We start from the raw sequence: 23,700 nt of genomic DNA, 5'->3' as shown, positions 1-23,700 counted from the left end.
AGCCGTCGGAATTCACCAACGGCTTTTAATGGTATTACAGTCGCTATAATTGACTATAAAATCTCAACCAGTTCAAACTCGTAGGTCAGATCTTCCCCGGCCAGTGGGTGATTGGTGTCGAGGCTGACAGCCTCTTCGGTCACTTCAACGACAGTGACCATGTACTCGATATCATCTTCTCCCGCAACTTCCAGCCCTTGTCCTACTTCGGGATTGATGTCGTCGGGAAACTCGCTGCGCGGTACGCTGAAAACATTCTCCGGATCGTAGTCGCCGAAGGCATCGTCCGGGCTGATGGTCAAAGTTTTCTTCTCGCCAGGTGCCATGCCGACCAATGCTTCTTCGATCGGAATGAAAAAGTCTTCTTCGCCGAGAACTAACTCCATCGGGCCGTGCTCATGCTCACACTCGTCTCCGCTGCACTCGTGCCCTTCGGCATCGGGGTAAGTAGTGTCGATGATCGAACCGTCTTCGAGTTTGCCGGTAAAGTTGATGGTGACTTTGTCACCCTTTTTCGCTTGTGCCATCTTATTGTTCCTTCCGTGTTCGTTATAGCGATAGTGCATCTGTCCCGGTTCTAGCACAGGTGCAGAAACAAAAAAAGGCTCAATTGTCTTATCTGTCGACTGTGGCTTTTTTTTCGCCGCCGCAACGCCTATACTGTGCGCAATTATTCTTTTACCTGATGGAGAAATGCATGGCCGACGAGCAGGTAACTCTGCATGATTTGAAAGAACGGATGGCGACTTTTGTGCGTGAGCGGGATTGGGAACAGTTCCATAGCCCGAAAAATCTGTCGATGTCGATTTCTATTGAGGCCGCAGAATTGATGGAACACTTTCAATGGTTGAGTACCGAACAATCATCCCAGCTTGATGCCGAACCCCTGCAGGAGGTTGGTGAAGAGCTCGCCGATATCGTTCTCTATTGTTTGTCGATGGCCAACACTCTGCAAATTGATCTGGCGGACACGGTGCTGGCAAAAATGGCTAAAAACGAACGCAAATACCCGCAGGATCAGGTGCGTGGCAAGGCGCATAAATATACCTACTATCAAGCCAAGGACGGTGCCAAGTGAGCGAGCAACGCAAGCCGGGGCGAGCAGCCAAAAAATACAGTCAGGCGGCACGGTTGCACGATATGATCCGCATCCTCGAAGCGCGTTACGGGGCGACCGTCGAGGAGTTGGTTGATGAGTGCCAGGTGACGCGGCGTACCGTCTATCGTGACCTGCAGGCGATCACCGAGGCGGGATATCCGCTGATCAGTGAGCGGCAGGATGATGGTCAGGTCCTCTATAGCTTTATCACCGGGTACAGTAAAATTCCGCCGGTTACTTTTTCCCTTGAAGAGCTGATGACCCTCTATCTTTGTCGCGGTCAATTGGAATTTCTCAAAGGGACGCCATTTCAGGATGACTTGGCGGCGATCTTCGCCCGGATCCGCTCTAGTATGCCGCCGCGCAGTGTTGCCCATCTCGAACGTTTGGCCGAGGCGTCATCGCCACGCTTTCTTGGTTTTAAGGATTATTCGGGGCAGCATCAGTTGCTTAAGGATTTACGTCAGGCCCTGCTTAAGCAGCAGAGCTGTAATCTTCAGTATCGACCGGCCAAACGTCAGCGTGCTAGTTATCGTATTGATCCCTACACCCTGCTGTTCTTTAAAAATGCTCTCTATTTGGGCGGTTATGCGCATAATCGACAAGCGTTGCGGCTGTTTGCTATCGAGCGGATAGAAAGTCTGGAACTGTTGCCGGAGCGTTTTGAAGTGCCTGAGGATTACTCTGCCGCTGCTTTAACCGGTGCCGCTTTCGGTTTGATCGATGATGGAGCAACACAGCAGGTTGAGCTGTTGTTCGATAAAGAGATTGCCCATCTGATTAAAGAACGGGTCTGGCACCCGCAGCAGCAGCTTGAGAAGGTATCTGACGGATCTCTGCTGTTACGCTTTGATGCCGCCGGAGACAAGGAAATCCTCTCCTGGATTTATTCTTTTGTTCCGCATGTGCGGGTGTTGGGACCGGAATCGCTGCGGGATCAGTTTGTTGACGGTCTGACGGGCGGCTTGGCTTTTCAGGAGGGCTCATAAGTAGTGTGACATAAACTGACACTGAGATGGCTATGATGGAGCTAACAGGAAACTTACACAGGAGGATTCAATGATCTGGTTAGCTCCCATGTCTGGTACCGAAGAAGGTAGTATCTATTTTGATATCCGTGATATTGCTCTGCAACAGATCGGCAACGGGACTCACGGGGTGGTGAGTGGACTGCTTGGTGACGGGCAGTTGGAGCTCTGGGGTGAGGTTCACCTCGGTCGTTCTTCGTATGTACAGATTTTGCCGTTATGGACCGATGATGGTCAAGTCGAAAGCTTTGCCGTTACCGTTGACGAGGGTTTACTCAAAGAGCAGCTACTGGATGCTGTGGAGAAGGTTTTTGTTTCCGTTGCCGCTTTATCTCCGGCTGGATCAACACAGGCAAGTGAACCCAGTTTTTTAAACTTTAAAAGTAACAGCCCCTGCCGGTGGACTGAACGATTCTGACGCTTGGCAGCGGTTACAAATGATACAGGTGGATATGCGCGAAATTATCTTGGCCTCGACTAGTCCCTATCGGCAAAAATTGTTGCAGCAGTTGCAACTCCCCTTTGTCGCCGTCGCACCCGATTATGAAGAGATTATTGATCCGCAGGTTGCCCCCTCTTTGCTGGTTCGTCAGCTGGCCTTGGGGAAAGCTCAAAGTCTGGCCGATGTCTATACCGATGCCTTGATTATCGGTTCGGATCAGGTTTTTGTCGATCAACAAGGTATGGCAATTGGCAAGCCGGGAGATATGCAGACGGCATTCGATCAATTGCGCAAGATGAACGGTAAAAGCCACACCTTTTTTACCGGACTGGCGTTGCTCGATAGTTGTACAGGAGAAGCTCTGATTGATTCCGTTCCTTTTTCTGTAACCTTTCGGCAGCTCTCTGATCAACAGATTTGGAACTATCTAGAGCGGGAAAAACCGATGGATTGTGCTGGTTCATTTAAGATCGAAGGGTTAGGAATTGCACTGATGGAAAAAATGGCTGGTGAGGACTATAATTCTCTGATTGGGCTGCCATTAATTAGGTTGGTGGGGATGTTAGAGCAAAGCGGAGTCGGGATTTTTGAAGGGGTATAGGATTAATCGGAACTAATAGGCCTTGACTTTTGTTTTCGTCAGCGCTACTGTGGATAAATATAGTAGCTATATAGCTATCAACCGAAAGGGCAAAACCAGAGAAATCTGGTGACGCAAAGCCACGGGTCCTCAATTTTAGGGCAGCCGGGTTGCCGAAGTGGATGCAGTGCATTTCTTCCGACCTGACTGATCTGGTAGAAAAAGGCGCTCACCTCGGCAACGGGGTGAGCGCCTTTGTTGTTACTGTGGTATAATTACGAACGTTTTAAGGCAGTTTCTAGAGGGAACTTGTTAGCTATAAAATAGTGATAAGAAAAGTTATCTCCGAAACGGCAAAATCAGAGAAATCTGGTGACGCAAAGCCACGGGTCCTCAATTTTAGGACAGCCGGGTTGCCGAAGAGAATGCAGCGTATTTTTCCGAACCTTTGGATACAGATGCGCTCATCTTCGGCAACGGAAGATGAGCGCATTTTTTTAGCCCGCACTATAAAACTGTAAAGAAGGCGTCGGGGGCAATAATGAAAAGTAGACCGTTAATAAAGACGATAGTGTTGTTTTGTTTCTTTATGTTACTCGCCGGACCAGCGCTGGCAAAGAACGTCACACTCTCTTGGGATGCCAGCCCCAGCACTGTTTCTGGCTACAAAATTTACTATAAAAGTAATTCCAGTCAGCTGCCATTGGATGGCACTGGGGCGACTCAAGGCGCTTCTCCGATCGATGTCGGCAGTGTTTTGACTTCCACCATCACCGGGCTTGCCGATGGCGACGAGCATTATTTTGCTGTTACCGCTTATGATGCTGCTGGCTATGAAAGCAGCTACTCAAATCTGGTCTTCAGCGAAGCCGTTGTTGATGATGGTGGCGGAGGGACGAATAACCCACCCGTTCTCGGTTCGATCGGCGCAAAGTCCGTGACCGAGGGGGCGCAGCTGAGTTTTGCCGTCTCTGCAACCGATGGCGATGGCGATCAATTGACGTATTCCGCCACCGGTCTGCCGACCGGAGCGACGTTCAATGCTTCAACCCGAACCTTTGCCTGGACTCCAACTCAAGCCGGTAGCTACGATGTCACATTCAGCGTAGCAGACGCCAGTCTCAGTGATTCAGAAGTCGTGACAATCACCGTCGTCGCAGGTAATGGCGCACCTGTGCTTGGTGCTATCGGTGCAAAGTCCGTGACCGAGGGGGCACAGCTGAGTTTCAGCGTCTCTGCAACCGATGGCGATGGCGATCAATTGACGTATTCCGCCACCGGTCTGCCGACCGGAGCGACGTTCAATGCTTCAACCCGAACCTTTGCCTGGACTCCGGCCTCGGGGCAGGCTGGGAGTTATTCAGTTACCTTTTCTGTCTCTGACGGAAGCCTTTCCGATTCGGAAACAATCAGCGTTACAGCAATAGAAGTAGTCGCGGTAAATCAGGCACCGGTGCTAGCCTCAATAGGATCTAAAGGGGTTGCCGAAGGAGATACTCAGTATATTCCGATTAGTGGCACTGATCCAGATGGTGATAGTCTGACCTTTGGTGTTAGTGCTTTGCCTGATGGAGCCGTATTCAATTCAGCTAGTAATTTGTTTAGTTGGGCTCCTGATTATGATCAGGCTGGCAGCTACGATATTACATTCACCGCCAGCGATGGTAGCCTCAACGATTCCGAAATTGTGACGATTACAGTTGCAAATACCAACCGCTCGCCGTCATTGACAACCATCGGTAGCCAAACGGTTGGTGAGTTAGATACGCTTATGTTTTCCGTCAATGGTAGTGATCTGGATGCAGACACCCTGACGTTTAGTGCCGCAAACTTGCCAACTGGGGCTACTTTTAACAGCTCAACACGGGTGTTTAGTTGGATTCCCACCACAAATCAAGGAGGCAGCTATTCCGTAACCGTCAGTGTCACTGATGGCGACTTGAGCGCTTCAGAAGTCGTCACAATCACCGTCGTCGCTGGCAACGGTGCGCCTGTGCTTGGTTCCATCGGCAGCAAACTAGGGGCTGAAAACAGCAGCGTGAGTTTCACCGTGACGGCAACCGACCCGGATGGCGACAGTTTGACTTACAGTGCGAGCAACCTCCCTAATGGTGCGAGTTTTAACCCGGCGACCAGAGTCTTTAGTTGGATTCCTGATTATGCGCAGTCGGGCGTTTATTCGGTTACTTTCAGTGTCGCGGATGCCAACTTGGACGACTCTGAGGTTGTTTCGATAACCATCAGCGATGTTAACCGTCCGCCGCTGTTAGCCGGAATTGGTACCCAGAGTGTCGGTGAGGGGACTGCTCTCAGCTTTACGATCAGTGGTTTTGATCCCGACAATGATGGCTTGACCTACAGTGCCACCGATTTGCCGAGTGGTGCGACGTTTAACCCGGCAACCCGCTTGTTCAGTTGGACTTCGCCTTTTGAAACGACGGAAAATACTCGGATTTATCCGGTCACTTTCACTGTCAGTGACGGATCCTTAACTGATTCGGAAACCGTTACCATCAATGTGACGAATGTAAATCGAGCTCCGGTACTGGACGCTATCGGAAGTCAGAGCTTGACAGAAGGCGGTAGCCTCAACCTGGTTGCCAATGCGACTGATCCCGATGCAAATTCACTCACCTACAGTGTCAGTAACCTGCCCACCGGCGCAGTTTTTACTGTTTCGACCCGCTCCTTAAGCTGGATCCCGGCAAACGACCAGGCTGGCTCCTACGCAGTGACCTTCACTGTGACTGATGGCACCCTGAGTGATTCCGAGGTTGTCACCATTAGTGTCGCCAACCTCAATGAAGCTCCGGTGCTGGATGTGATTGGCAGCCAGAGTGTCAATGAGGGAGGGGACCTTGCCTTGGTGATCACTGCCAGTGACCCTGAGAATGCCGCTCTTACCTACAGCGCCTCCGGGTTGCCTGCCGGCGCCAGCTTTGACGCTGACCAGCAGCGCTTTAGTTGGACCCCGGACTATACCCAGGCCGGAAACTTTACGGTAACCTTTAATGTCACCGACGGTTCTCTAAGCGATTCTGAAACTGTCGCAATCGCTGTTGTTGACAGTAACCAATCGCCAATTATCGGTGGCACGCCAGCAGTGACGGTGATGGCGTCAACGGCTTACAGTTTCACCCCATCAGCCAGTGATCCAGATGACGACAGCTTGACCTTCAGCATCAGTAACAAGCCAGCATGGGCCAGCTTTGACACCACCACCGGTCAACTCAGCGGTACACCGAGTGAGTCGCAGATCGGAACAACGGCCGCCATTGCAATTGGTGCCAGCGATGGTAATGCCATCGTCTTTCTGCCGCTATTCTCTCTTGAAGTGCAGGCCTATGTTTCTTTGGACAGCGATGGTGATGGCGTCTTTGATCATTTGGATGCCTTTCCTTCCGATGGTAATGAGTGGCTTGATAGTGATGGCGACCAGATCGGCAACAACGCTGACACTGATGATGACAACGATGGTGTTTCCGATGTGCGTGACGGTGCCCCGCTGGATAGCAGTAAGTCGGGCTGGTTGATCAGTGCAACGACCGGCAGTGGTGGGTTTATTACCCCAGAAGGGCAAACGTCGGTCCTCTACGGCGGATCACAAAGCTATAGCCTGTCACCGATGGCTGGTTTCTATGTTAATGACTTGCTGGTGGATAACGTTTCCGTTGGTACTGTTGCCAGCTATCAGTTTGACAATATTTCAGATCATCACAGTATCGAGGCCGTTTTTTCGGCCATTCCGACGGGGCTCAGTCTCGATCCCACGGCTGAAGGATTAGCCGGAGTAGAGAGAGTTGATGGTGGCGATGACAGCAATAACCTTGTTGCCAGTAGTCCGAAACTCGACCTTGATTATCAGTTCCATATAACTGTTCGCGAAGCCGTCGCTGCCGATCAACGTCACGTATTCTTGATGCTGGATGGATATCGTTACCGGATGGAATTGGAAGATGGTGCTCTGACTACAGGGGCTCAATATCGCTATGTTACCCGTTTAGGACCAGCGAACGCTCATCAGTTCTACTTCATTGTCGAGAATACAACTGGCGGTCAACTGTGGCGCTATCCTCATTCGGGACTGCTATCCGGACCGACTGTTGAATTGTTGCAAGGGAAAAATGTCATCGGCACCCCAGGAAATATCGACAGTGCAGCTCTCGATAGTGTGACCGCCTTCAATGTTGTCCAGGCTTATCGTTGGCTTCCTGCGGATAGGCTCAAAGGCAGTTATCAAAAAGTAGATAGCGGGGGGCCTGTTAAAGCCGGAGAGGGATATGTCCTTAAGCGGACGGAGGAGGGTACTTTACCCGATTTGGACGCTTATGGTGAAATTACTACTGCGACCCACGAAATTGTGGTGCAGGCAGGTTGGAACCTGATAGCCAATCCCTACAAAGGCAATGTCGTTCTTGCCGATGTCCAGATTCAGGTTGGGAACAATTCTCCACAGTTATGGTTGGCCGCTGCTGCGGAGAACCTAGTGGTCGATGGTGTTTATTATTATCTCGGCGTTGATTGGGGAAACACCAACGCGTTTGAGAGTGCTGGCGGCACCAGAAGTGCAATTTTGACGCCCTGGATCGGTTACTGGATTTATGTCAACCCGACTGATCAGCCCGTCAAGCTGTTAATTGCCAAGCCGCGACAGTAACAGGAGAAAAGCCATGAAAAGATATCCTACGATATTAAGTCAGTTTTGTTGTGCGGTGGCGCTTCTGATGCTTAGTGCCTGTGGTGGTGGTGGTGGCGGTGATGCTCCCAGTGGGACCAAAACGGCAGATAGCGGTGGCGCTGCGGTGACAACCTTAAGTGGCGCAGTTGCCGATGGCTACTTGCGCGGGGCCAGGGTGTTTCTCGATCGCAACGCCAATCGTCTTTATGACAACGGCGAGCCGACCACGACTTCAACGGCTGGTGGTGCCTATTCGTTAGAGGTCAATCCTGGAGAAGGAGCACTTTATTCTGTGGTTGCCCAGATTGTCGCAGGGCAGACCATCGATGAGGACAACGGATTAACCGTCAGCGAGGACTACCTGCTTGAGGCTCCCAAAGGCCGCTGGTCATTTATCTCCCCGCTGACCCGAATGGTCAAAGTCGTCCAAGAGAAAAATCCCTCTTTTACTGAGTTACAGGCGGTTTTGCAGGTGCGCACCGAACTCGGTATTGATGATAACGTTTCATTGTTTGAGGATTATCTTTCTCGCGGGACCGGCGGGACAGAGGCCGGGGAACCCCTGCTAGCCACGGAGTACAGTCGGGCCCACAAAGCGGCACAGGTCGTTGCCGCATTGATGGGTGGTTTGCAAGCTGATATTGAACAGAATTTAGGAGGTCAGATTGCCGACAATGAGCAGGCGGTCGTTGCTTATATGGTCAGTGACAAGATTCAGGAACAGGCTCCGCTGATCAAACAGGCGCTCGACAATGAACGCAATATTGATCAACAGATCGATATTGCCGCTCTGGTTGTTTCAACTACCGCCGCCATCGATGCGGCAGCACTCAACACCGACCTCATGATCCAGTATGAACAACGGATAACGCAGGAGCTTCCAACCTGGGACATGCAAGCGCCGGGATTGCTCAGCAAAACGCCTCCGGCAAACGATACCGCATCTGTCGATGTGACGCTCGGAATTATCTTTGATGAGCCGCTTGACGAAACCTTGCTTGTTGATGGTTTGATTCTACTGACCGGCCCTGCAGGTTTGCAAGCAGGGACGATCAGTTATGATGCTGGTGAGAAAAAACTGACCTTTGTCCCGGATCAGTTGCTGCTGCCTTTCAGTGATTATCAGGTCACATTAAAAAAAGAGCTGGCCGATTCGCTCGGTAACTCACTGGGGCAGGATGTTGTCTGGTCTTTTTCAACCATTTTCAACCAGACTCCTCCACCGCTTCCAGATTTCTAGCTTACGCTTTCCGCAATAAAAAAGGCCGCACTCCAAAATGGGGGCGGCCTTTTTATTTTCGATTTATAGCTCTATGGAGCGTCTCTATTCTTCTCCCGATGGGGTTTTTATCAACCGGTGCTTGATGCGATGGGTCACATAGCCGATGGTCAACAGAACCAGCGGGATTGAACAGGCAAGCAGAACCTTTTTGCTCAGTCCCCAGTCTTCCAGGGGGAGACCGCTCAACAGGTAGCCGATCAGGCCGATGAGATAATAACTGATGGCGACAATTGACAGCCCCTCGACGGTTTCTTGCAGTCTGAATTGAAGCTGACTGCGACGATTCATGGCCGAGAGCAGTGAACGGTTCTGTTCCTGCAAGTTTAAATTGACCCTGGTGCGCAGCAGGTCACTGGCCCGTTCGATCCGTTTCGAGAGGTCCTCCATCCAGGCTTGCAATGCCTCGCAGGTCCGTAGGGCTGGATCGAGGCGCCGATTCATAAATTCCTGCAACGAAAGGTGCCCGTTAACAGCGGCCTCCTTCATCCCCTCCAGACGCGTATGAACCAGTTCGTGATAGGCGCGAGTGGCAGAAAATCGACGATTAGTCTCTGCCCGGTAGGTTTCCAATTGTGCTTCCAGTTGCGTCATTTTTTCCAGCAGTTGGCGTTCGCCTCGGGCGGAATCGATTTCATTGACCTGGGTCAGGATCTTTGCCAGACACTGATCCATATCGACTAACTGGGGAGCGATCCGTTTGGCGATCGGCAAAGAGATAAGCGCCAGCAGTCGATAGGTTTCCATTTCCATCAGTCGCCGGGAAAGTTGTCCGAGCTGCTCATCGTTAAGTGCATTATTGCGCACAATGAAGCGACCGTAGCCGTCACCATGCAGTTTGAAGGCGGTGAACAGTTGCGCTTTACCCTTTTTGGCATCGCTGACCATCACCTGATGACCTTCAAAGTAGCGACATAGAGCCGAGCACTGGTCATCCAGCTGTTGGTCATCCACGATAATGTGGAAGGCTGAAACCATTTCACCCGGCAGGGCTTTGAGCCAGTCGGCCGGTAGCAGGTTGATGACCGGATGCTGGAAGGGTTCACCGATTAACGCTGCCGCTTGCATGATGGTCAGGGAGTAGAACTCGACATGTCGTTCCCAGTGAATGGTGAAATCACCGAAATTCTGATAGAAGGACACGGCGCCAGCCGGTGGCTGATTCACTTCATAACGACGGCAGAGATCGCAAATCAGTTGATGGGAAATGGCCAGCTCCTCGCCTTGTGCACATGCGGCCAAATGGGAAATCTGTTGCGGACTGCTCAGGGGATGAAACGGGCGAATATGTAATTCGTTATAGAGCGCCTCTCGCTGGGGGTGGAGCTGGTATTCGGCTTCTCTGGCACCTGACATCTTTTCCCTTTCAACTTAATATCTGGCAAATTGCAATCAGATTTCATGAGATTCTAACGGAGCCAGAGCGTTACTGACAAGTGCAGCAAGAAAATCAGGTGAATTTTCTATTTTCCTGTTCCTGAACACGAATGAAGGTTGTCCGCTTGGTCAGCTCTTTTAAGGCGCCGGCACCAACGTAAGTGCAGGTCGATCGGACACCACCGAGGATATCCCGCACTGTTTCCGCGACCGGGCCCCGGTAGGGGACTTCGACGGTTTTTCCTTCCGATGCGCGGTATTCTGCGACCCCCCCGGCATGCTTGTCCATCGCGGTGGAAGAGCTCATGCCGTAAAAAAGTTTGAACTGCTGACCGTCACGCTGCACCAACTGGCCGCCACTTTCATCGTGGCCAGCCAGCATGCCGCCGAGCATGACAAAGTCAGCCCCACCACCGAAGGCTTTGGCGACATCGCCGGCGCAGGCGCAGCCGCCGTCGGAAATAATTCGCCCACCAAGACCGTGAGCAGCGTCGGCGCATTCGATCACGGCGGACAGCTGCGGGTAGCCGACCCCAGTTTTTACCCGGGTGGTGCAGACCGAACCGGGGCCGATGCCGACCTTGACAATATCTGACCCGGAGAGGAGCAGCTCTTCAACCATTTCGCCGGTGACCACATTGCCGGCAACAATGGTTTTGTTGGGGAATTTATCCCGCACCTGTTTAACGAAATCGACAAAGGATTCGGCATAGCCGTTGGCGACGTCGATGCAGATAAATTGCAGCTTTGGGTGCTGCTCAATGGTTTTCTGCATGTTGCTGAAGTCGGCCTTGGCGGTGCCCGTGCTGATCATGATTCGCTGGTAGATATCATCATTGCGGGATTTGAGGAAATTATCCCACTGCTGAAGCGAGTAATGCTTGTGGATGGCGGTCAACAAGCCATATTCAGCGAGAACATCGGCAATCTCGAAGGTGCCGACAGTATCCATATTCGCGGCGATAACCGGAGTGCCATGCCACTGATATTGGCTGTGGAGAAATCGGTATTCGCGTTCCAGATTGACCTGGGCACGGCTTTTCAGTGTCGAGCGTTTCGGGCGGATCAGGACATCTTTGAAGCCGAGTTTCAGGTCTGTTTCAATACGCATAGTTTCTCCTGCATTTCAGGGTCGCTGTCAGTGCCTTACTTAAATATAACCTTTGGGGAGGAAGGATTGTCACGCGGAATCTTCCAGGTTGTAATTGATCCGGTCGAGAAACAACTTCATCATGATCGGCGGCATGCTGGTGGTGACAAAGGCGATCAAGACCAGTATGGAAAATATTTCATCATTTATCAGTCCCAGTTGCAAGCCGATTGATGCAACAATCAGTTCCACCGCACCACGACCGTTCATGGCCAGTCCTATCAGGGTCGCTTTCTTGCGGTTCATCCCGCTTGCTAAGGCACCACCTCCGGCACCGAGCAATTTACCGACGATCGCTGCCAACAACAGGGCAACGGTCAGCACCAGATGGGTTTTGAAAATCGAGAAGGTCACGTGGAAGGAGAGGCTGACAAAGAAAATTGGCCCAAGAAAGCCATAGGTGATGGATACAAAGCGGTCCGAGATTTTTGTCAGCAGCTCTTGACTGACGACCCCTTCACGGACAAAGAGTCCGGCCATGTAAGCGCCGATGATGAGATGCAGGCCAGCAATCTCCGCCAACAGGCCGAATAGCAGTGCCATGATTAGTGCAAAGGTAAATCCTTTGGAGCTGCGGGAGGAAAAATGGTGGCCGATTTTCGGATAGAGCCAGATGCCGATGCCAACCGCCAAGCCAAAAAAGGCGATGACTTTGCTCATGGTAAAGGCGAAGGTCAGCCAGTTGACCGAGCCTTGATTTGTGCCGATATCAACGATAGCGGTGAAGAAGGATAATGCCAGGACATCATCAATAATCGAGGCGCCAATTATCACCGGCGATACCTGGTGGTTGGTGAGTTTCAGGTCATGCAGCACCCTGGCACTGACGGCAATGGCGGTAATCGACAGTCCGAGAGAGATAAACAGACTCTGGACAGTCGGCAGGTCGAACAGCATGCAGGTCAGGTAGGAAACGCCAAAAGGGATGACGAAACCTGAGATGCCGACCAGACAGGAATGGAGCCGATACTTATTTAGATCGAAAGGGTTTGTTTCCAGCCCGGCATAGAACATCAGGAAGAAAACCCCAAGTTCTGACAGCACGCTGAGCATTTCGTTGGGGGCAATTATGCCGAGGATGGCCGGGCCAAAAATAATCCCTGCCGTCAATTCACCCAGAATCGGCGGCTGATTGATGTATCGGCACATCACCCCGGTTGTCCAGACGATCACCATCAGCATCAGCAGGTTGAGGGTCGGGTTATGTTGGGTCATCTGCGAAATGGAGACGAGAATATTTTCCATGCTGCCCCACCGCTGTTAGAGAAATGCGTGTCCTGCTTTCTTACCTTAACCCGAAATGCTGGCTTACATTTTACCATATGCTCGGGTGATTCCTGTTGTTTGGTCAATCTTCATAGCTGAATTAATGCGACGGGTAAGATGCCTCTGTTTTGCGTGCTTTGATCGTTTTAATCGTTGATTAACCGCGATATTTTCACGTTGCTCAACGTGTGCTGCTTTGTTGACTTAAAGAGTTTGAAATTGCTGACCAGTTTATCGACGCAAATCCCCCGACAGATTGACTCGTGAATAGAAAATACAGTTTATCACCACTGCTGGTTTCAGTTGACCATTGTTGAGTAACGGTGGTAAATTCCCCTGACAAATTCACCGCCGATCAGAGCCCTTGGGTTGGTCGGTTTTTTATTTTTACGTCCTTCAGTCTCTCCTGGTATTTATGGAACACGCCAACTTTGTCCACTTACATTTGCATAGTCAATATAGCCTCCTCGATGGTGCCATCAAGCTTGATGAGCTGATCGATCGGGCCAAAGAATATAAAATGCCCGCGGTGGCTGTTACTGATCATGGCAACATGTTCGGTGCGGTCGAGTTTTACTGCAAGGCGAAGAAAAACGGCATCAAGCCGATCGTTGGTTGTGAGGTTTATGTCGCCCCCGGCTCCCGTTTCACCAAGGGCAATGCCCGCGGCTCTTCGGAGGCTTCCTACCATCTGGTCCTGCTGGCGATGAACCTGGCCGGCTACCAGAACCTCTGCCGCTTGATTTCCGCAGCCTACCGTGAAGGTTTCTACTATAAGCCGCGGATCGACTGGGAGCTGCTGGCAACCCATAACGAAGGGTTGATTGCCCTGTCCGCCTGCCTTGGTGGCGAACTGCCGACCCTGATCAATCTCAATCAGTACGACGAAGCGCTGGAACGGGCGCGGCAGATGTCGCAAATGTTTGACGACAACCGTTTTTATCTGGAGCTGCAGGAGAACTACATTCCAGAGCAGGCCAAGGCCAATGCCGGTCTGGTTAAAATCGCCGAGGAACTGAACCTGCCGTTGGTGGCGACCAATGATTGCCATTATCTGACCCGCGACGAAGCCTTCGCCCATGAGGTGCTTCTCTGTATCCAGACCGGCAAGACCATGGATGATCCGAAGCGGATGCGGTTCGCCAACGATGAGTTTTATGTCAAGACTCCCGATGAGATGATTGAGCTGTTCAAGGATTATCCCGGGGCGACCGATAATACGGTGAAGATAGCCGAGCGTTGCGATCTGGAACTCGACTTTGATACTTACCATTTTCCTCAGTTCGAACAGCCGCCCGGAAAAACACTCGATGATATGTTGCAAGAGCAGAGTGAGGCGGGGCTGCTGGAACGGTTCGACGAAATTCGCAAGCTGCGCGAACTGAGCGACGAGCAGATTCAGGTGTACCATGATCGTTTGGCCGAAGAGCTGGCCTGTGTCAAGAGCATGGGCTTTCCTGGCTACTTTCTGATCGTCGCCGATTTTATCAACTGGGGCAAGGATAACGATATCCCGGTCGGCCCGGGACGGGGGTCGGCGGCCGGCTCACTGGTCGCTTTTTCCATCCGCATTACCGATATCGATCCGATCCCCTACAATCTCCTTTTCGAACGGTTCCTCAACCCGGAACGGATCTCGATGCCGGATATCGACGTCGATTTCTGTATCTATGGCCGGGAAAAGGTTATCGAGTATACGCGGCAGAAATATGGCGCGGAGAATGTCGCCCAGATCATCACCTTTGGGACCATGCTGGCTAAGGGAGTGTTACGCGATGTCGGTCGGGCGCTGAATGTTCCTTACGGCGAAGTCGATAAGATCGCCAAACTGGTTCCCGGTGTTATAGGTATCACCCTGAAAGAGGCGATTGCGCAGGAACCGAAAATTCAGGAATTGATCGATAAAGACAAAAAGATCGCCGAACTGATCAAGATTGCCTTGGCCTTGGAAGGCCTGACCCGTCACGCTTCGACCCACGCGGCTGGCGTTGTGGTCACGCCGAAACCTCTCTCGGAATATCTGCCACTCTACATCGACCCTAAATCTGGCGGACAGGTCACCCAGTACCCGATGAAGTATGTCGAGGAGATCGGCCTGGTTAAGTTTGACTTCCTCGGTTTGAAAACCCTGACGGTCATCGAGGGCGCGGTCCAATTAATTCGCAAGAGCAAAAATCCCGATTTCGACCTTAAGCTGGTGCGTGACGACGATAAGGCCACCTACGATCTGCTCTCGCATGGTGAAACGACCGGTGTCTTTCAGCTCGAGTCCTCGGGGATGAAGGAATATCTGGTCAAGCTCAAGCCGAGCTGCTTCGAGGATTTGATCGCTATGGTCGCCCTTTATCGGCCCGGTCCCTTGGGCTCGGGGATGGTCGATTCCTTCATCAAGCGGAAGCACGGTCAGGAACAGTTCAAATACGATTTTCCACAGTTGGAACCGATCCTGGATGATACCTACGGGGTTATCGTTTATCAGGAACAGGTCATGCTGATCGCCCAGGTCCTCGGTGGCTACAGTCTCGGTGGCGCCGACTTGCTGCGCCGCGCGATGGGTAAGAAAAAGCCGGAAGAGATGGCCAAAGAGAAAGTTAAGTTTCTCGCCGGCGCTAAGGAAAACAAGCTTGATCTGAAGAAGGCCGAGGGTGTTTTCGATCTGATGGAAATGTTTGCAGCCTACGGTTTCAATAAGTCTCACTCGGCGGCCTACGCTTTGGTTGCCTATCATACCGCTTATCTAAAGGCTCATTACCCGGTTGAATTTATGGCCGCCCTGTTGACCGAGGATATGGAAAACACCGACAAGGTCATCAAGAATGTCAGTGAAGTGCGATCCATGGGTATTGAGGTCCATCCACCCGATATCAATGCTTCGGATCGTTCCTTTACCGTCGCCGAAGAGTCGATGCGTTTCGGTCTCGGTGCGGTCAAGGGGGTTGGTTCTGCGGCGCTCGATTCTATTCTGGATGTCAAGCGCAACAAGCCGTTCAGTTCGTTTCAGGATTTTTGTGAGCGGGTCGATCTGCGTAAGGTCAATAAAAAGGTTGTCGAGGCGCTGGTTAAGTGTGGGGCCTACGATTCCCTCGGCGGCAAACGTGCCCAGTTTATGTCGGCGATCGAAGAGGCGATGGAGATCGGTCAACGTTTGCAGCGTGAACGTGAGTCGGGGCAGGATTCGCTGTTCGGCAGTAACGAGTTGGTTTCGGTGGCTGGTAACGGTTACGGTATCCTGCCCGAGGTCGAAGAGTGGGACGAAAAAACTCTGCTCAGTAATGAAAAAGAAGCGCTTGGCTTTTATGTGACCGGCCATCCGCTGGATCGCTTCCGTGAGTCGATCAAACGTTTTACCACGTGCGAGACCTCCGGCTTGGTTGATCGAACCGATAAGGAACAGGTGCGGATTTGCGGGATTGTTTCCGGCATCAAGGAACTGATGACAAAAAAGGGTGATCGGATGGCTTTTGTCACCCTCGAAGATCTTAGCGGTTCGGTTGAAATTGTCGTATTTCCAGAGACCTATGCCGCTTCCATGGAATTGTTAAAAGGGGAAGATCCCATCTTGGTCAGTGGCGAGCTTGATGTTGGTGAAGAATCCTGTAAAATGCTCGCCAATGAAGTATCCTTGTTGCGGGATATCAAAGAGACGATGACCGAGCTGATTCATATCCGCTTGACGACACCTGGTCTGGATGAGATGCAGATGCGGCAATTGAAGGGGATCATTCAGCGCTATCGGGGCAACTGTCAGGTTGAGTTACATATCGTCATCCCTAACCGGAGCGAAACGACCATCAGGCTACCGGAAAATTTGAAGATGGCGGCCTCCGACGAAGCGATGGCCGATGCTGAAAAGTTATTCGGCTATAACGTTATGAATTTTGAATAGTTTTTTCAATATATCTGTAAATTTATGTCCACATGGTTAGGACAGGGAGTTAATAATGAATCATTATCTCGATTTTGAAAAACCGATCGCTGAACTAGAAACAAAAATCGGCGAACTGCGTGAGTATTCGACGGATAGTGTCGATTTTTCAAGCGATATAGCTAAATTGGAAAAGAAGGCCGACAAGTTAAAGACAGAGATCTACACCAACCTGAGTCGCTGGCAGCGCACCCAATTGGCACGTCATCCAAACCGTCCGCACACCTTCGATTATCTTGAGCATGTCTTTACCGATTTCTTCGAAGTTCACGGTGATCGTAACTTTCGTGATGATCCGGCGTTGGTCTGCGGTTTTGCCAAGATTGATGGCAAGCCCTGCTGTGTTATCGGTCATCAAAAGGGGCGAAACACCAAGGAGAAGGTGCACCGCAACTTTGGTATGCCGAATCCTGAGGGCTATCGTAAGGCATTGCGGGTCATGCAGATGGCTGATCAGTTTGGTCTGCCGATTTTTACTTTTGTCGACACCCCCGGCGCTTTCCCCGGAATTGGTGCCGAAGAACGGGGCCAGGCTGAAGCGATTGCCCGCAATTTGCGCGATATGGCGATGCTGAAAGTACCGGTTATTGTGACCGTGACCGGCGAAGGTGGCTCAGGGGGCGCGTTGGCGATTGCCGTTGGCAACCGGGTGATGATGCTCGAATATTCGGTTTATGCGGTTATCTCCCCGGAGGGTTGCGCCGCGATTCTTTGGAATGACGGGAGCAAGGGGCCACAGGCTGCCGAAGCTCTCAAGTTAACTGCGCAGGATGTTAATAGCCTCGGGACTGTCATTGACGATGTTATTCCCGAACCGCTCGGTGGGGCCCATCAGGATCATCAGCAGGCAGCGGCAACCTTAAAAGGTTATCTTCTCAAGCATCTGGCCGAATTGGAAGAGCTGTCAGGTGATGAATTGATCGAGCAACGCTATCAGCGTTTTCGGGCTATGTCAGAGTTTGAAGAAGCGAAGTAAGCAGTTTTTGATGTCGATATCCCGTTGGCAGGTTAGCCTATGTGTGCTGCTGCTTTTGTTGTTGGGCGGCTGCGGCGGTGGGCATACGACACGGGTGATTGATACCCCGGAAACCCGTGAACTGAAGGGCTGGCAAAAACCGTATGAGGTTGATGGCCAGCGTTACCAACCGCTGCGCGATCATCAGGGATTTACGCAGCGGGGTATTGCCAGTTGGTACGGGAAAAAATTTCACGGCCGAAAAACCAGTAATGGCGAAGTTTATGATATGTACGCCATGACCGCTGCGCACAAAACCTTGCCGCTTGGCGTTTTTGTCCGTGTTACCCATCAGCAAAATGGTCGTTCGGTGGTCGTGCGGGTCAATGATCGTGGCCCCTTTGTCGCGGGGCGGATTATTGACCTGTCTTATACCGCTGCCAATAAGTTGGGTATTGTTGATGCCGGAACCGGTCAGGTTCAAGTCCAGGCGCTTGGTTACCGGCAGACGGACCGTGGTCAAGTCAGTTACCGTTCACCAACCAGCTACGATGTTGGCAGCTTCTCGGTTCAGGTCGGCGCTTTTTCGGTTTCCGTTAATGCCTATCGATTGGCAACCCAACTGCGGAGTCGTTACGGCACGTCTGACGTTCAGATAGCCGAAGTCAATGGACAGCAGATGTATCGGGTCCGGGTCGGTGATTATCGTTCTTTGGAGCGAGCGGAACAGGCCGCGACGAAGTTCTCCGCCGGTGGTTATCCCGGAAGTTTTGTCGTCGCTTTTGATTGATTATTACAGGTTCTTGGGATGGATCATCGGTAAAATGAGGTGTTTTCTGCTAAAAAAGTGTCATAACTCTCATTTTGCAGCTGTAAGTATATGTAGTTATAAATGTAATATTGTTCTCGGTAAGATCTCGTTTTTTTCTATAATGACTTGATTTTGAGAAAAGACCATGCTAGCGTTTATTTGTCTGAGATCAAGTATGTGTAGATATTGTACTGTTAAGTCGAAAGTGAGACCGCACAGACCTTATGGACTGCGCGGTTTTTTAAAAGGATTGCAGAACAATCTGCATCACGACAACTCCCGCAGGGGACCAAGTAAGGAGAAAAGAAAATGGCAGAAGGTACAGTCAAGTGGTTTAACGATTCCAAGGGTTTTGGCTTCATCGAGCAGGACAATGGTCCTGATGTATTCGCTCACTTCTCAGCAATCAGCGGTGACGGCTTCAAATCTCTTGCCGAAGGCGAGCGTGTGAGCTTTGATGTTACTGAAGGCCAAAAAGGTCCTCAGGCAAGCAACATCACTAAGATCTAAGATCGCTTGACAGTTTGTAGCGATATAGGCCCTGCGGGATTTCCCGCAGGGCCTTTTTTCGTTCAAGAGGTAGGCTAATCGCACCACACTCAACTATACTGTTCAATAATTGCCTTAAGAGGGGATGTTATGGAACTCTATCAGCGCAAACAAATTCTCGATGTCATCGAGACCCTTTCCACCGATTACTTACAAGGGAAGGTCAGGGCGATCCGCTTGGCGGTAGTCAGCATGCTGGCGGGCGGCCATCTGTTGCTGGAGGATATTCCCGGTTTGGGGAAAACCAGCCTTGCTCTGGCACTGTCTGGTATTCTCGACCTTGATTTCGGCCGAATTCAGTGTACCAGCGACCTGCTCCCTTCTGATATCACCGGTCTATCTATCTTTGATCGGCAAAAAAACCAGTTTCATTTCGTTAAGGGACCGATATTTAACAACCTGGTTCTGGTTGATGAAATTAATCGCGCCATGCCGAAAACCCAAAGTGCCCTGCTTGAGGCGATGGAGGAGCGCCGGGTAACGATCGAGGGGACGACCTATGCATTGCCGGATCCTTTTCTGGTTATCGCGACCCAGAACCCGGCCGAGCAGGTCGGTACTTTCCCTCTTCCCGAGTCGCAGTTGGATCGATTTCTGATTACCACCGGTATCGGTTATCCGCCCCCGGAACTGGAGAAGAAGATCATTCAACGCGGCAGCGTGCGGGAGGAATTGGAGACGATCAAGCCGCTTCTGGAGCGGGACAAGATTATTGAGACCAGTCGTTATATCCGGGAAAAAATTAAGCTCGGTGAAAAAGTGACCGATTATATCTACGCCTTGATCGAACGCAGCCGCTCACATCCGCAAATATACTCCGGTATTTCTACCCGCGGTGGACTGAGCTTAGCCGCTGCCGCGCGAGCTGAAGCTTATCTTGAAGGACGTGATTACGTGGTCCCGGATGATGTGCAGCGGATTGCCATTCCGGTGGTCGCGCATCGTTTAATATTGCGCCCGGAACATCAAACCATGCGTAAAGAAGAGGTGTTCAGATCGCTACTCGCAGAAATCCCCGTTCCTATGGCTTAAAGCTGACCCGAGCCGGGATACTTTATATTGTTCTCACCCTGTTGCTCGGCTTTGCTGCAGTTAATACCGGCAATAATCTGCTCTATTTGCTGGTCTCGGCATTGCTCGGATTTATGGCCGTTTCCGGACTGCTTGGTCAGCAGAATCTGCTCCGTCTTGAGGTCTCTATCTTTCCCGTTGCAGATCTCTTTGCTGGCAATCCAACACCTGTGGCGGTTGAGTTGCACAATCGCCGCCGCTGGTTGCCGGCTTTTTTAATTCGCGTCGAACTGGCAGAGGGCGCGACCCTGTTTCCTCTGCTTGCTGCCGGTCGCAGTCAGCGACAAAATCTCACTCTGACTCTGTCGGAACGCGGTTATTTTGCGTTGCCACCAGTTCATATCGTCTCCTGTTTTCCGATCAATTTTTTTGTTCGTTCCCGGATACAAGAACAGGAGCAACAGCTGCTGGTCTTTCCGCAGCCTCTAGTTGTCCGTTTGCCTGCGGGGGCAGGGGATGGATGCCATGCGCGGCGCGAGGATCTGCCGCAGCCAGGAATCGATGGAGAATTGCGCAACATCGACAGTTATCGCGATTCGGATCCAATTAAATCGATTCACTGGAAATTGTCCGCCCGGCATGACGAGTACAAGGTGAAGCGCCAGCATCGGCTTGGAGCCCCCTCTTTATTGCTTGATCTCGATGAGTTCAGAGGTCCACTCGAAGAGCGGTTGAGCCATTGTGCTTTTCTGGTAGATCAGTACGGGCGGCAGCAGCGTTCTGTCGGTCTGCGTCTCGGCAAGCAGTTATTTGCTCCAGGCCACGGGACGGCACACCGCTATAAGCTTTTAACGGAATTGGCACTGTATGGTCGGCGTTGAGCGTGTTCTGCAAATAATGGCTTATTTTTCAGCCGTTGTCGGTGTCCTGCCGGTGTTGACGTTTCTTGATAGCTGGGTCCTCCTGACCCTGCTGGGCGCACTGCTGCTGGGGATTGCCGGCGATCGACGGGGGCGTTATCTGCTCAGCAAGGGGTTGGCAACCCTGCTTTCGATCGCGTTCTTTGGTTTGTTTTCCTTCCAGGTTTCACTGAACAACCTTGTTGAACCGCTGATCCAGTTGCTTTGTTTATTGTTGGCGGTCCGCTTGGCGAGCGACAAATCGCCCCGGCATCTGTTGCAGTTGTTTCTCCTTTCGACCATGGTGCTGGCGGCCTCATCGATGTTGACCCTCGATATGGCCTATCTTGTTTATTTGGTTCTGATTGTCTTGTTGGTGACCAGTGGGCTGGTTTTGCTCAGCTTTTACGCGACCGACCCGAGGATCAGATTTACTCGGCAGCAGTGGTTATTGCTGCTGAAGGTCATCGCCTGGCTACCGGTTGGTTCATTGCTGTTGATGTTGGTTTTATTTGTCATCCTGCCACGTACACAGATGCCGATGTGGGATTTTCTCAATCCGCATCCGGCTGCCAGTATCGGTATGAGCGATCAGGTCCATCCCGGTTCCGTTGCGGAGTTGGCGCAGAGTGCGCAAACCGCATTTCGTGCCGAAGCGAAGCGGTTGCCGGTTAATAGCCTTTATTGGCGCGGCATTGTCTTAAACCAGCTAAATGGCCAAACCTGGACACGCTCGGCAGGGCACGCAAAAGAAAAGCTTATCAGTGATTCCGAGTCGGAAATTTTACTGACCATCTATTCGGAGCCGAAAGCTGAGCGTTATCTGGTGACCCTTGATCATCCGCGTCAGGTGGCGCAGGTCAGGCATGATTTGGCTCCTGACGGGGTCGTGACGGGGCGCTGGAGAGAAGATCGCAGAATCCGTTATCAGGTTCGGGCGCAATATTCCGCCCACAGCCAGCAAATCGGCAGTGTCGATAGCTATCTGCAATTACCTGATAACCTCTCGCAACAGTTGCGAGCCATCGGTGTGCAAATCTCCGCGGGGAAAAACTATCAGGGAAAGGTCGATCTACTCGAAAAGTTTTTTTTGCAGCAGCAACTCAGCTATTCGATTACTCAGTTGCCGGCCACGGACAATCCGATTGATACCTTTTTGTTCGACAGTCGGCGCGGCTACTGTGAATACTTCGCTTCGTCCTTTGCCGTGTTGTTGCGCCTTGCTGGTGTGCCGACGCGGTTGGTAGGCGGCTATCTGGGAGGAGAGTTCAATCAGTTTGGCGGTTATTATCTGGTGGGCGAGGATTCTGCACATGTCTGGGTTGAAGCGTTGGACGATTCCGCAGTCTGGCAGCGGATCGATCCCAGTCGTCTGGCAATTAATGCCGATCAAGCCTTTTCGACAACAGGCCTACATGGTTTGGCGACCCTGCAAGCATTAACTGATGCCTTGCTGCACAACTGGAGCAGCTTGGTTCTAAACTACGATTTGCGCCAGCAGTTTGGCTTGTTCCGTCAAGCTGCCGAACAGGTTCGAGGGCTTAAGGATTTCGACAGTCGTATCCTCTGGAGGTTGTTTTGGTTGCTGCCGTTTTTGCTGCCGTTTGTTTTGTTGTCTTTAAAAAAACACCGCAGTGGACGTTCTGAGCGATTGTTGAAGGCTTATCGTCAGCAGGTAGCGAAATGCACGGGTCTCGATTCCCTTCCTGCCATGCTGGGGCTTTTCGAACTGGCCCGACTGTCTGCGGAACCGCTCTGTCGCGAATTTGCTGAAATTTACGGCGCTGCCATTTATCGGGATCAATCGTTGTCTGCAACGGAGCTTCTTCGTTTGAAGCAGATTATTTCTCAGTTAAGCAAGCGGCGATTCGCTATTGTGGTTGCAATGCCTCTGTCGCTTGAGGATAATACCACTACAGCTACACTTCACTGATTCGATTGCGGGAGGATTGATCATGCCTTATGTTCAAGTGAGTATTACCAAGGGTGCAACGAATGAGCAGAAAGCCCAGTTAGTAGAGGGAATTACTGATCTGTTGGTGAAAGTTCTCGATAAAAATCCGGCTTCGACCCAGGTGATGATCGAAGAGGTTGAAACAAGCAATTGGGGGATTGCCGGGCGTTCGGTGAAGCGGTTGCGTGCCGAAGGCAAGACCGCCAATATTTCGCCCAAATAGAGAAAGGTTCTGGATAGATGTCAAACCCGGGAGAGTTTTTGCAGGCCTGTGCCGATGGCAAGATTTGGCTGTACTGTAAGGGCTGTGATAAAGAAAAAAACTTCAATGATGTCGAACATGTCAACTGTATCGGCAATGAAACTTACTGGGGCGCTGAGCCCTGGTGGCATGATACGAGGATATTCAACTGCAAGGATTGTGGCTCAGAACAGAGCTCGAAAATTGAGTATGTCCCGTAACTAAGATTTAGCATAGAATAAACGATAAATTTGGGGCTGTAGCTCAGTTGGGAGAGCGTCGCGTTCGCAATGCGAAGGTCGTGAGTTCGATCCTCATCAGCTCCACCAATAAAAACAATGGCTTAGGCTTTTACGGTCTAGGCCATTGCCTTTTGGAAAGTGCATTAAAAGTGCATTTTGCCTTGAATGCTCACTCATCTCTGTGCTGCTGGGGCGTGGGAAGGTAGATGAGACA

At 51.4% G+C, this 23,700-nt stretch carries 19 protein-coding genes, 1 tRNA gene and 2 riboswitches; of the genes, 16 read left to right on the top strand and 4 right to left on the bottom strand.

The genetic code is table 11. The features are described from left to right. Window positions 1-53: 53 nt before the first annotated feature. Window positions 54-527 (bottom strand): FKBP-type peptidyl-prolyl cis-trans isomerase, encoded by a 474-nt coding sequence (locus ACZ5PT_RS18675; protein WP_464264526.1) that lies wholly within the window; start codon window positions 525-527, stop codon window positions 54-56. A 170-nt stretch (window positions 528-697) separates the two neighbouring features. Here ACZ5PT_RS18675 and ACZ5PT_RS18670 point away from each other — a divergent pair, with 170 nt between their 5' ends. The 6 genes from ACZ5PT_RS18670 (at window position 698) to ACZ5PT_RS18645 (ending at window position 9,067) form a co-directional block, all read left to right on the top strand. Then, window positions 698-1,078, top strand: coding sequence for a nucleotide pyrophosphohydrolase (locus ACZ5PT_RS18670; RefSeq protein WP_464264525.1), 381 nt, complete (start codon window positions 698-700; stop codon window positions 1,076-1,078). Then, complete coding sequence (locus ACZ5PT_RS18665) at window positions 1,075-2,088, top strand: helix-turn-helix transcriptional regulator (protein WP_464264524.1); 1,014 nt, start codon at window positions 1,075-1,077, stop codon at window positions 2,086-2,088. Before ACZ5PT_RS18670 ends, ACZ5PT_RS18665 begins: the two co-directional genes overlap by 4 nt. A gap of 70 nt (window positions 2,089-2,158) precedes the next feature. Further along, complete coding sequence (locus tag ACZ5PT_RS18660) at window positions 2,159-2,545, top strand: hypothetical protein (protein ID WP_464264523.1); 387 nt, start codon at window positions 2,159-2,161, stop codon at window positions 2,543-2,545. Between the two features lie 34 nt (window positions 2,546-2,579). Beyond that, window positions 2,580-3,170, top strand: a complete 591-nt coding sequence (locus ACZ5PT_RS18655; protein WP_464264522.1) for a Maf family protein — start codon at window positions 2,580-2,582, stop codon at window positions 3,168-3,170. A gap of 78 nt (window positions 3,171-3,248) precedes the next feature. Next, a riboswitch (cyclic di-GMP riboswitch) is annotated at window positions 3,249-3,327 on the top strand. 164 nt (window positions 3,328-3,491) lie between these two features. After that, window positions 3,492-3,570: riboswitch (cyclic di-GMP riboswitch) on the top strand. A 120-nt stretch (window positions 3,571-3,690) separates the two neighbouring features. Next, a complete protein-coding gene (locus ACZ5PT_RS18650; protein ID WP_464264521.1) occupies window positions 3,691-7,806 on the top strand; it encodes a putative Ig domain-containing protein in 4,116 nt (1,371 codons plus the stop codon). A 13-nt stretch (window positions 7,807-7,819) separates the two neighbouring features. Beyond that, window positions 7,820-9,067, top strand: coding sequence for an Ig-like domain-containing domain (locus ACZ5PT_RS18645; RefSeq protein ID WP_464264520.1), 1,248 nt, complete (start codon window positions 7,820-7,822; stop codon window positions 9,065-9,067). A gap of 84 nt (window positions 9,068-9,151) precedes the next feature. On the opposite strand, the gene ACZ5PT_RS18640 is transcribed toward ACZ5PT_RS18645, so the two are convergent. The 3 genes from ACZ5PT_RS18640 to ACZ5PT_RS18630 all read right to left on the bottom strand — a co-directional run bounded on the left by ACZ5PT_RS18640 (window position 9,152) and on the right by ACZ5PT_RS18630 (window position 12,878). After that, window positions 9,152-10,462 carry a DUF3422 family protein gene (locus ACZ5PT_RS18640; RefSeq protein ID WP_464264519.1) on the bottom strand — a complete coding sequence of 437 codons (1,311 nt, stop codon included), beginning with the start codon at window positions 10,460-10,462 and terminating at the stop codon, window positions 9,152-9,154. A 94-nt stretch (window positions 10,463-10,556) separates the two neighbouring features. After that, on the bottom strand, window positions 10,557-11,594 hold the full coding sequence (locus tag ACZ5PT_RS18635; RefSeq protein WP_464264518.1) for a GMP reductase: 1,038 nt from the start codon (window positions 11,592-11,594) through the stop codon (window positions 10,557-10,559). Between the two features lie 69 nt (window positions 11,595-11,663). After that, a complete protein-coding gene (locus ACZ5PT_RS18630; protein WP_464264517.1) occupies window positions 11,664-12,878 on the bottom strand; it encodes a cation:proton antiporter in 1,215 nt (404 codons plus the stop codon). Window positions 12,879-13,314: 436 nt separating this feature from the next. On the opposite strand from ACZ5PT_RS18630, the gene dnaE reads away from it, so the two are divergent. The 10 genes from dnaE to ACZ5PT_RS18580 all read left to right on the top strand — a co-directional run bounded on the left by dnaE (window position 13,315) and on the right by ACZ5PT_RS18580 (window position 23,573). Continuing rightward, entirely contained in the window at window positions 13,315-16,785 is a 3,471-nt protein-coding gene (dnaE, locus tag ACZ5PT_RS18625) for a DNA polymerase III subunit alpha (RefSeq protein ID WP_464264516.1), read from the top strand. A 55-nt stretch (window positions 16,786-16,840) separates the two neighbouring features. Beyond that, complete coding sequence (locus ACZ5PT_RS18620; protein ID WP_464264515.1) at window positions 16,841-17,800, top strand: acetyl-CoA carboxylase carboxyltransferase subunit alpha; 960 nt, start codon at window positions 16,841-16,843, stop codon at window positions 17,798-17,800. 10 nt (window positions 17,801-17,810) lie between these two features. Next, complete coding sequence (locus ACZ5PT_RS18615; RefSeq protein WP_464264514.1) at window positions 17,811-18,569, top strand: septal ring lytic transglycosylase RlpA family protein; 759 nt, start codon at window positions 17,811-17,813, stop codon at window positions 18,567-18,569. A gap of 330 nt (window positions 18,570-18,899) precedes the next feature. Next, window positions 18,900-19,100 (top strand): cold-shock protein, encoded by a 201-nt coding sequence (locus ACZ5PT_RS18610; RefSeq protein ID WP_464264513.1) that lies wholly within the window; start codon window positions 18,900-18,902, stop codon window positions 19,098-19,100. 129 nt (window positions 19,101-19,229) lie between these two features. Further along, window positions 19,230-20,171 (top strand): AAA family ATPase, encoded by a 942-nt coding sequence (locus ACZ5PT_RS18605; protein ID WP_464264512.1) that lies wholly within the window; start codon window positions 19,230-19,232, stop codon window positions 20,169-20,171. Between the two features lie 41 nt (window positions 20,172-20,212). Further along, window positions 20,213-21,031: a DUF58 domain-containing protein gene (locus ACZ5PT_RS18600; RefSeq protein ID WP_464264511.1), complete on the top strand. Its 819-nt coding sequence runs from the start codon at window positions 20,213-20,215 to the stop codon at window positions 21,029-21,031. After that, window positions 21,018-22,982, top strand: coding sequence for a transglutaminase TgpA family protein (locus tag ACZ5PT_RS18595; protein WP_464264510.1), 1,965 nt, complete (start codon window positions 21,018-21,020; stop codon window positions 22,980-22,982). The genes ACZ5PT_RS18600 and ACZ5PT_RS18595 overlap by 14 nt, the downstream gene beginning before the upstream one ends. Window positions 22,983-23,004: 22 nt before the next feature. After that, a complete protein-coding gene (locus ACZ5PT_RS18590; RefSeq protein WP_464264509.1) occupies window positions 23,005-23,226 on the top strand; it encodes a tautomerase family protein in 222 nt (73 codons plus the stop codon). Between the two features lie 17 nt (window positions 23,227-23,243). Continuing rightward, on the top strand, window positions 23,244-23,465 hold the full coding sequence (locus ACZ5PT_RS18585) for a hypothetical protein (protein ID WP_464264508.1): 222 nt from the start codon (window positions 23,244-23,246) through the stop codon (window positions 23,463-23,465). A gap of 32 nt (window positions 23,466-23,497) precedes the next feature. Next, window positions 23,498-23,573, top strand: a tRNA-Ala gene (locus ACZ5PT_RS18580). Window positions 23,574-23,700 lie beyond the last annotated feature (127 nt).

It is taken from the genome of Desulfuromusa ferrireducens (assembly GCF_055389805.1).
The sequence above is the reverse complement of the archived record's forward strand: the minus strand, read 5'-3'. Positions and strand labels throughout refer to the sequence as shown.

Bases quoted from the DNA above. Each gene is read 5' to 3' on its own strand.
- ACZ5PT_RS18675 (WP_464264526.1), bottom strand. From the start codon at position 527: ATGGCACAAGCGAAAAAGGGTGACAAAGTCACCATCAACTTTACCGGC.
- ACZ5PT_RS18670 (WP_464264525.1), top strand. From the start codon at position 698: ATGGCCGACGAGCAGGTAACTCTGCATGATTTGAAAGAACGGATGGCG.
- ACZ5PT_RS18660 (WP_464264523.1), top strand. From the start codon at position 2,159: ATGATCTGGTTAGCTCCCATGTCTGGTACCGAAGAAGGTAGTATCTAT.
- ACZ5PT_RS18655 (WP_464264522.1), top strand. From the start codon at position 2,580: ATGCGCGAAATTATCTTGGCCTCGACTAGTCCCTATCGGCAAAAATTG.
- ACZ5PT_RS18650 (WP_464264521.1), top strand. From the start codon at position 3,691: ATGAAAAGTAGACCGTTAATAAAGACGATAGTGTTGTTTTGTTTCTTT.
- ACZ5PT_RS18645 (WP_464264520.1), top strand. From the start codon at position 7,820: ATGAAAAGATATCCTACGATATTAAGTCAGTTTTGTTGTGCGGTGGCG.
- ACZ5PT_RS18640 (WP_464264519.1), bottom strand. From the start codon at position 10,462: ATGTCAGGTGCCAGAGAAGCCGAATACCAGCTCCACCCCCAGCGAGAG.
- ACZ5PT_RS18635 (WP_464264518.1), bottom strand. From the start codon at position 11,594: ATGCGTATTGAAACAGACCTGAAACTCGGCTTCAAAGATGTCCTGATC.
- ACZ5PT_RS18630 (WP_464264517.1), bottom strand. From the start codon at position 12,878: ATGGAAAATATTCTCGTCTCCATTTCGCAGATGACCCAACATAACCCG.
- dnaE (WP_464264516.1), top strand. From the start codon at position 13,315: ATGGAACACGCCAACTTTGTCCACTTACATTTGCATAGTCAATATAGC.
- ACZ5PT_RS18620 (WP_464264515.1), top strand. From the start codon at position 16,841: ATGAATCATTATCTCGATTTTGAAAAACCGATCGCTGAACTAGAAACA.
- ACZ5PT_RS18615 (WP_464264514.1), top strand. From the start codon at position 17,811: ATGTCGATATCCCGTTGGCAGGTTAGCCTATGTGTGCTGCTGCTTTTG.
- ACZ5PT_RS18610 (WP_464264513.1), top strand. From the start codon at position 18,900: ATGGCAGAAGGTACAGTCAAGTGGTTTAACGATTCCAAGGGTTTTGGC.
- ACZ5PT_RS18605 (WP_464264512.1), top strand. From the start codon at position 19,230: ATGGAACTCTATCAGCGCAAACAAATTCTCGATGTCATCGAGACCCTT.
- ACZ5PT_RS18595 (WP_464264510.1), top strand. From the start codon at position 21,018: ATGGTCGGCGTTGAGCGTGTTCTGCAAATAATGGCTTATTTTTCAGCC.
- ACZ5PT_RS18590 (WP_464264509.1), top strand. From the start codon at position 23,005: ATGCCTTATGTTCAAGTGAGTATTACCAAGGGTGCAACGAATGAGCAG.
- ACZ5PT_RS18585 (WP_464264508.1), top strand. From the start codon at position 23,244: ATGTCAAACCCGGGAGAGTTTTTGCAGGCCTGTGCCGATGGCAAGATT.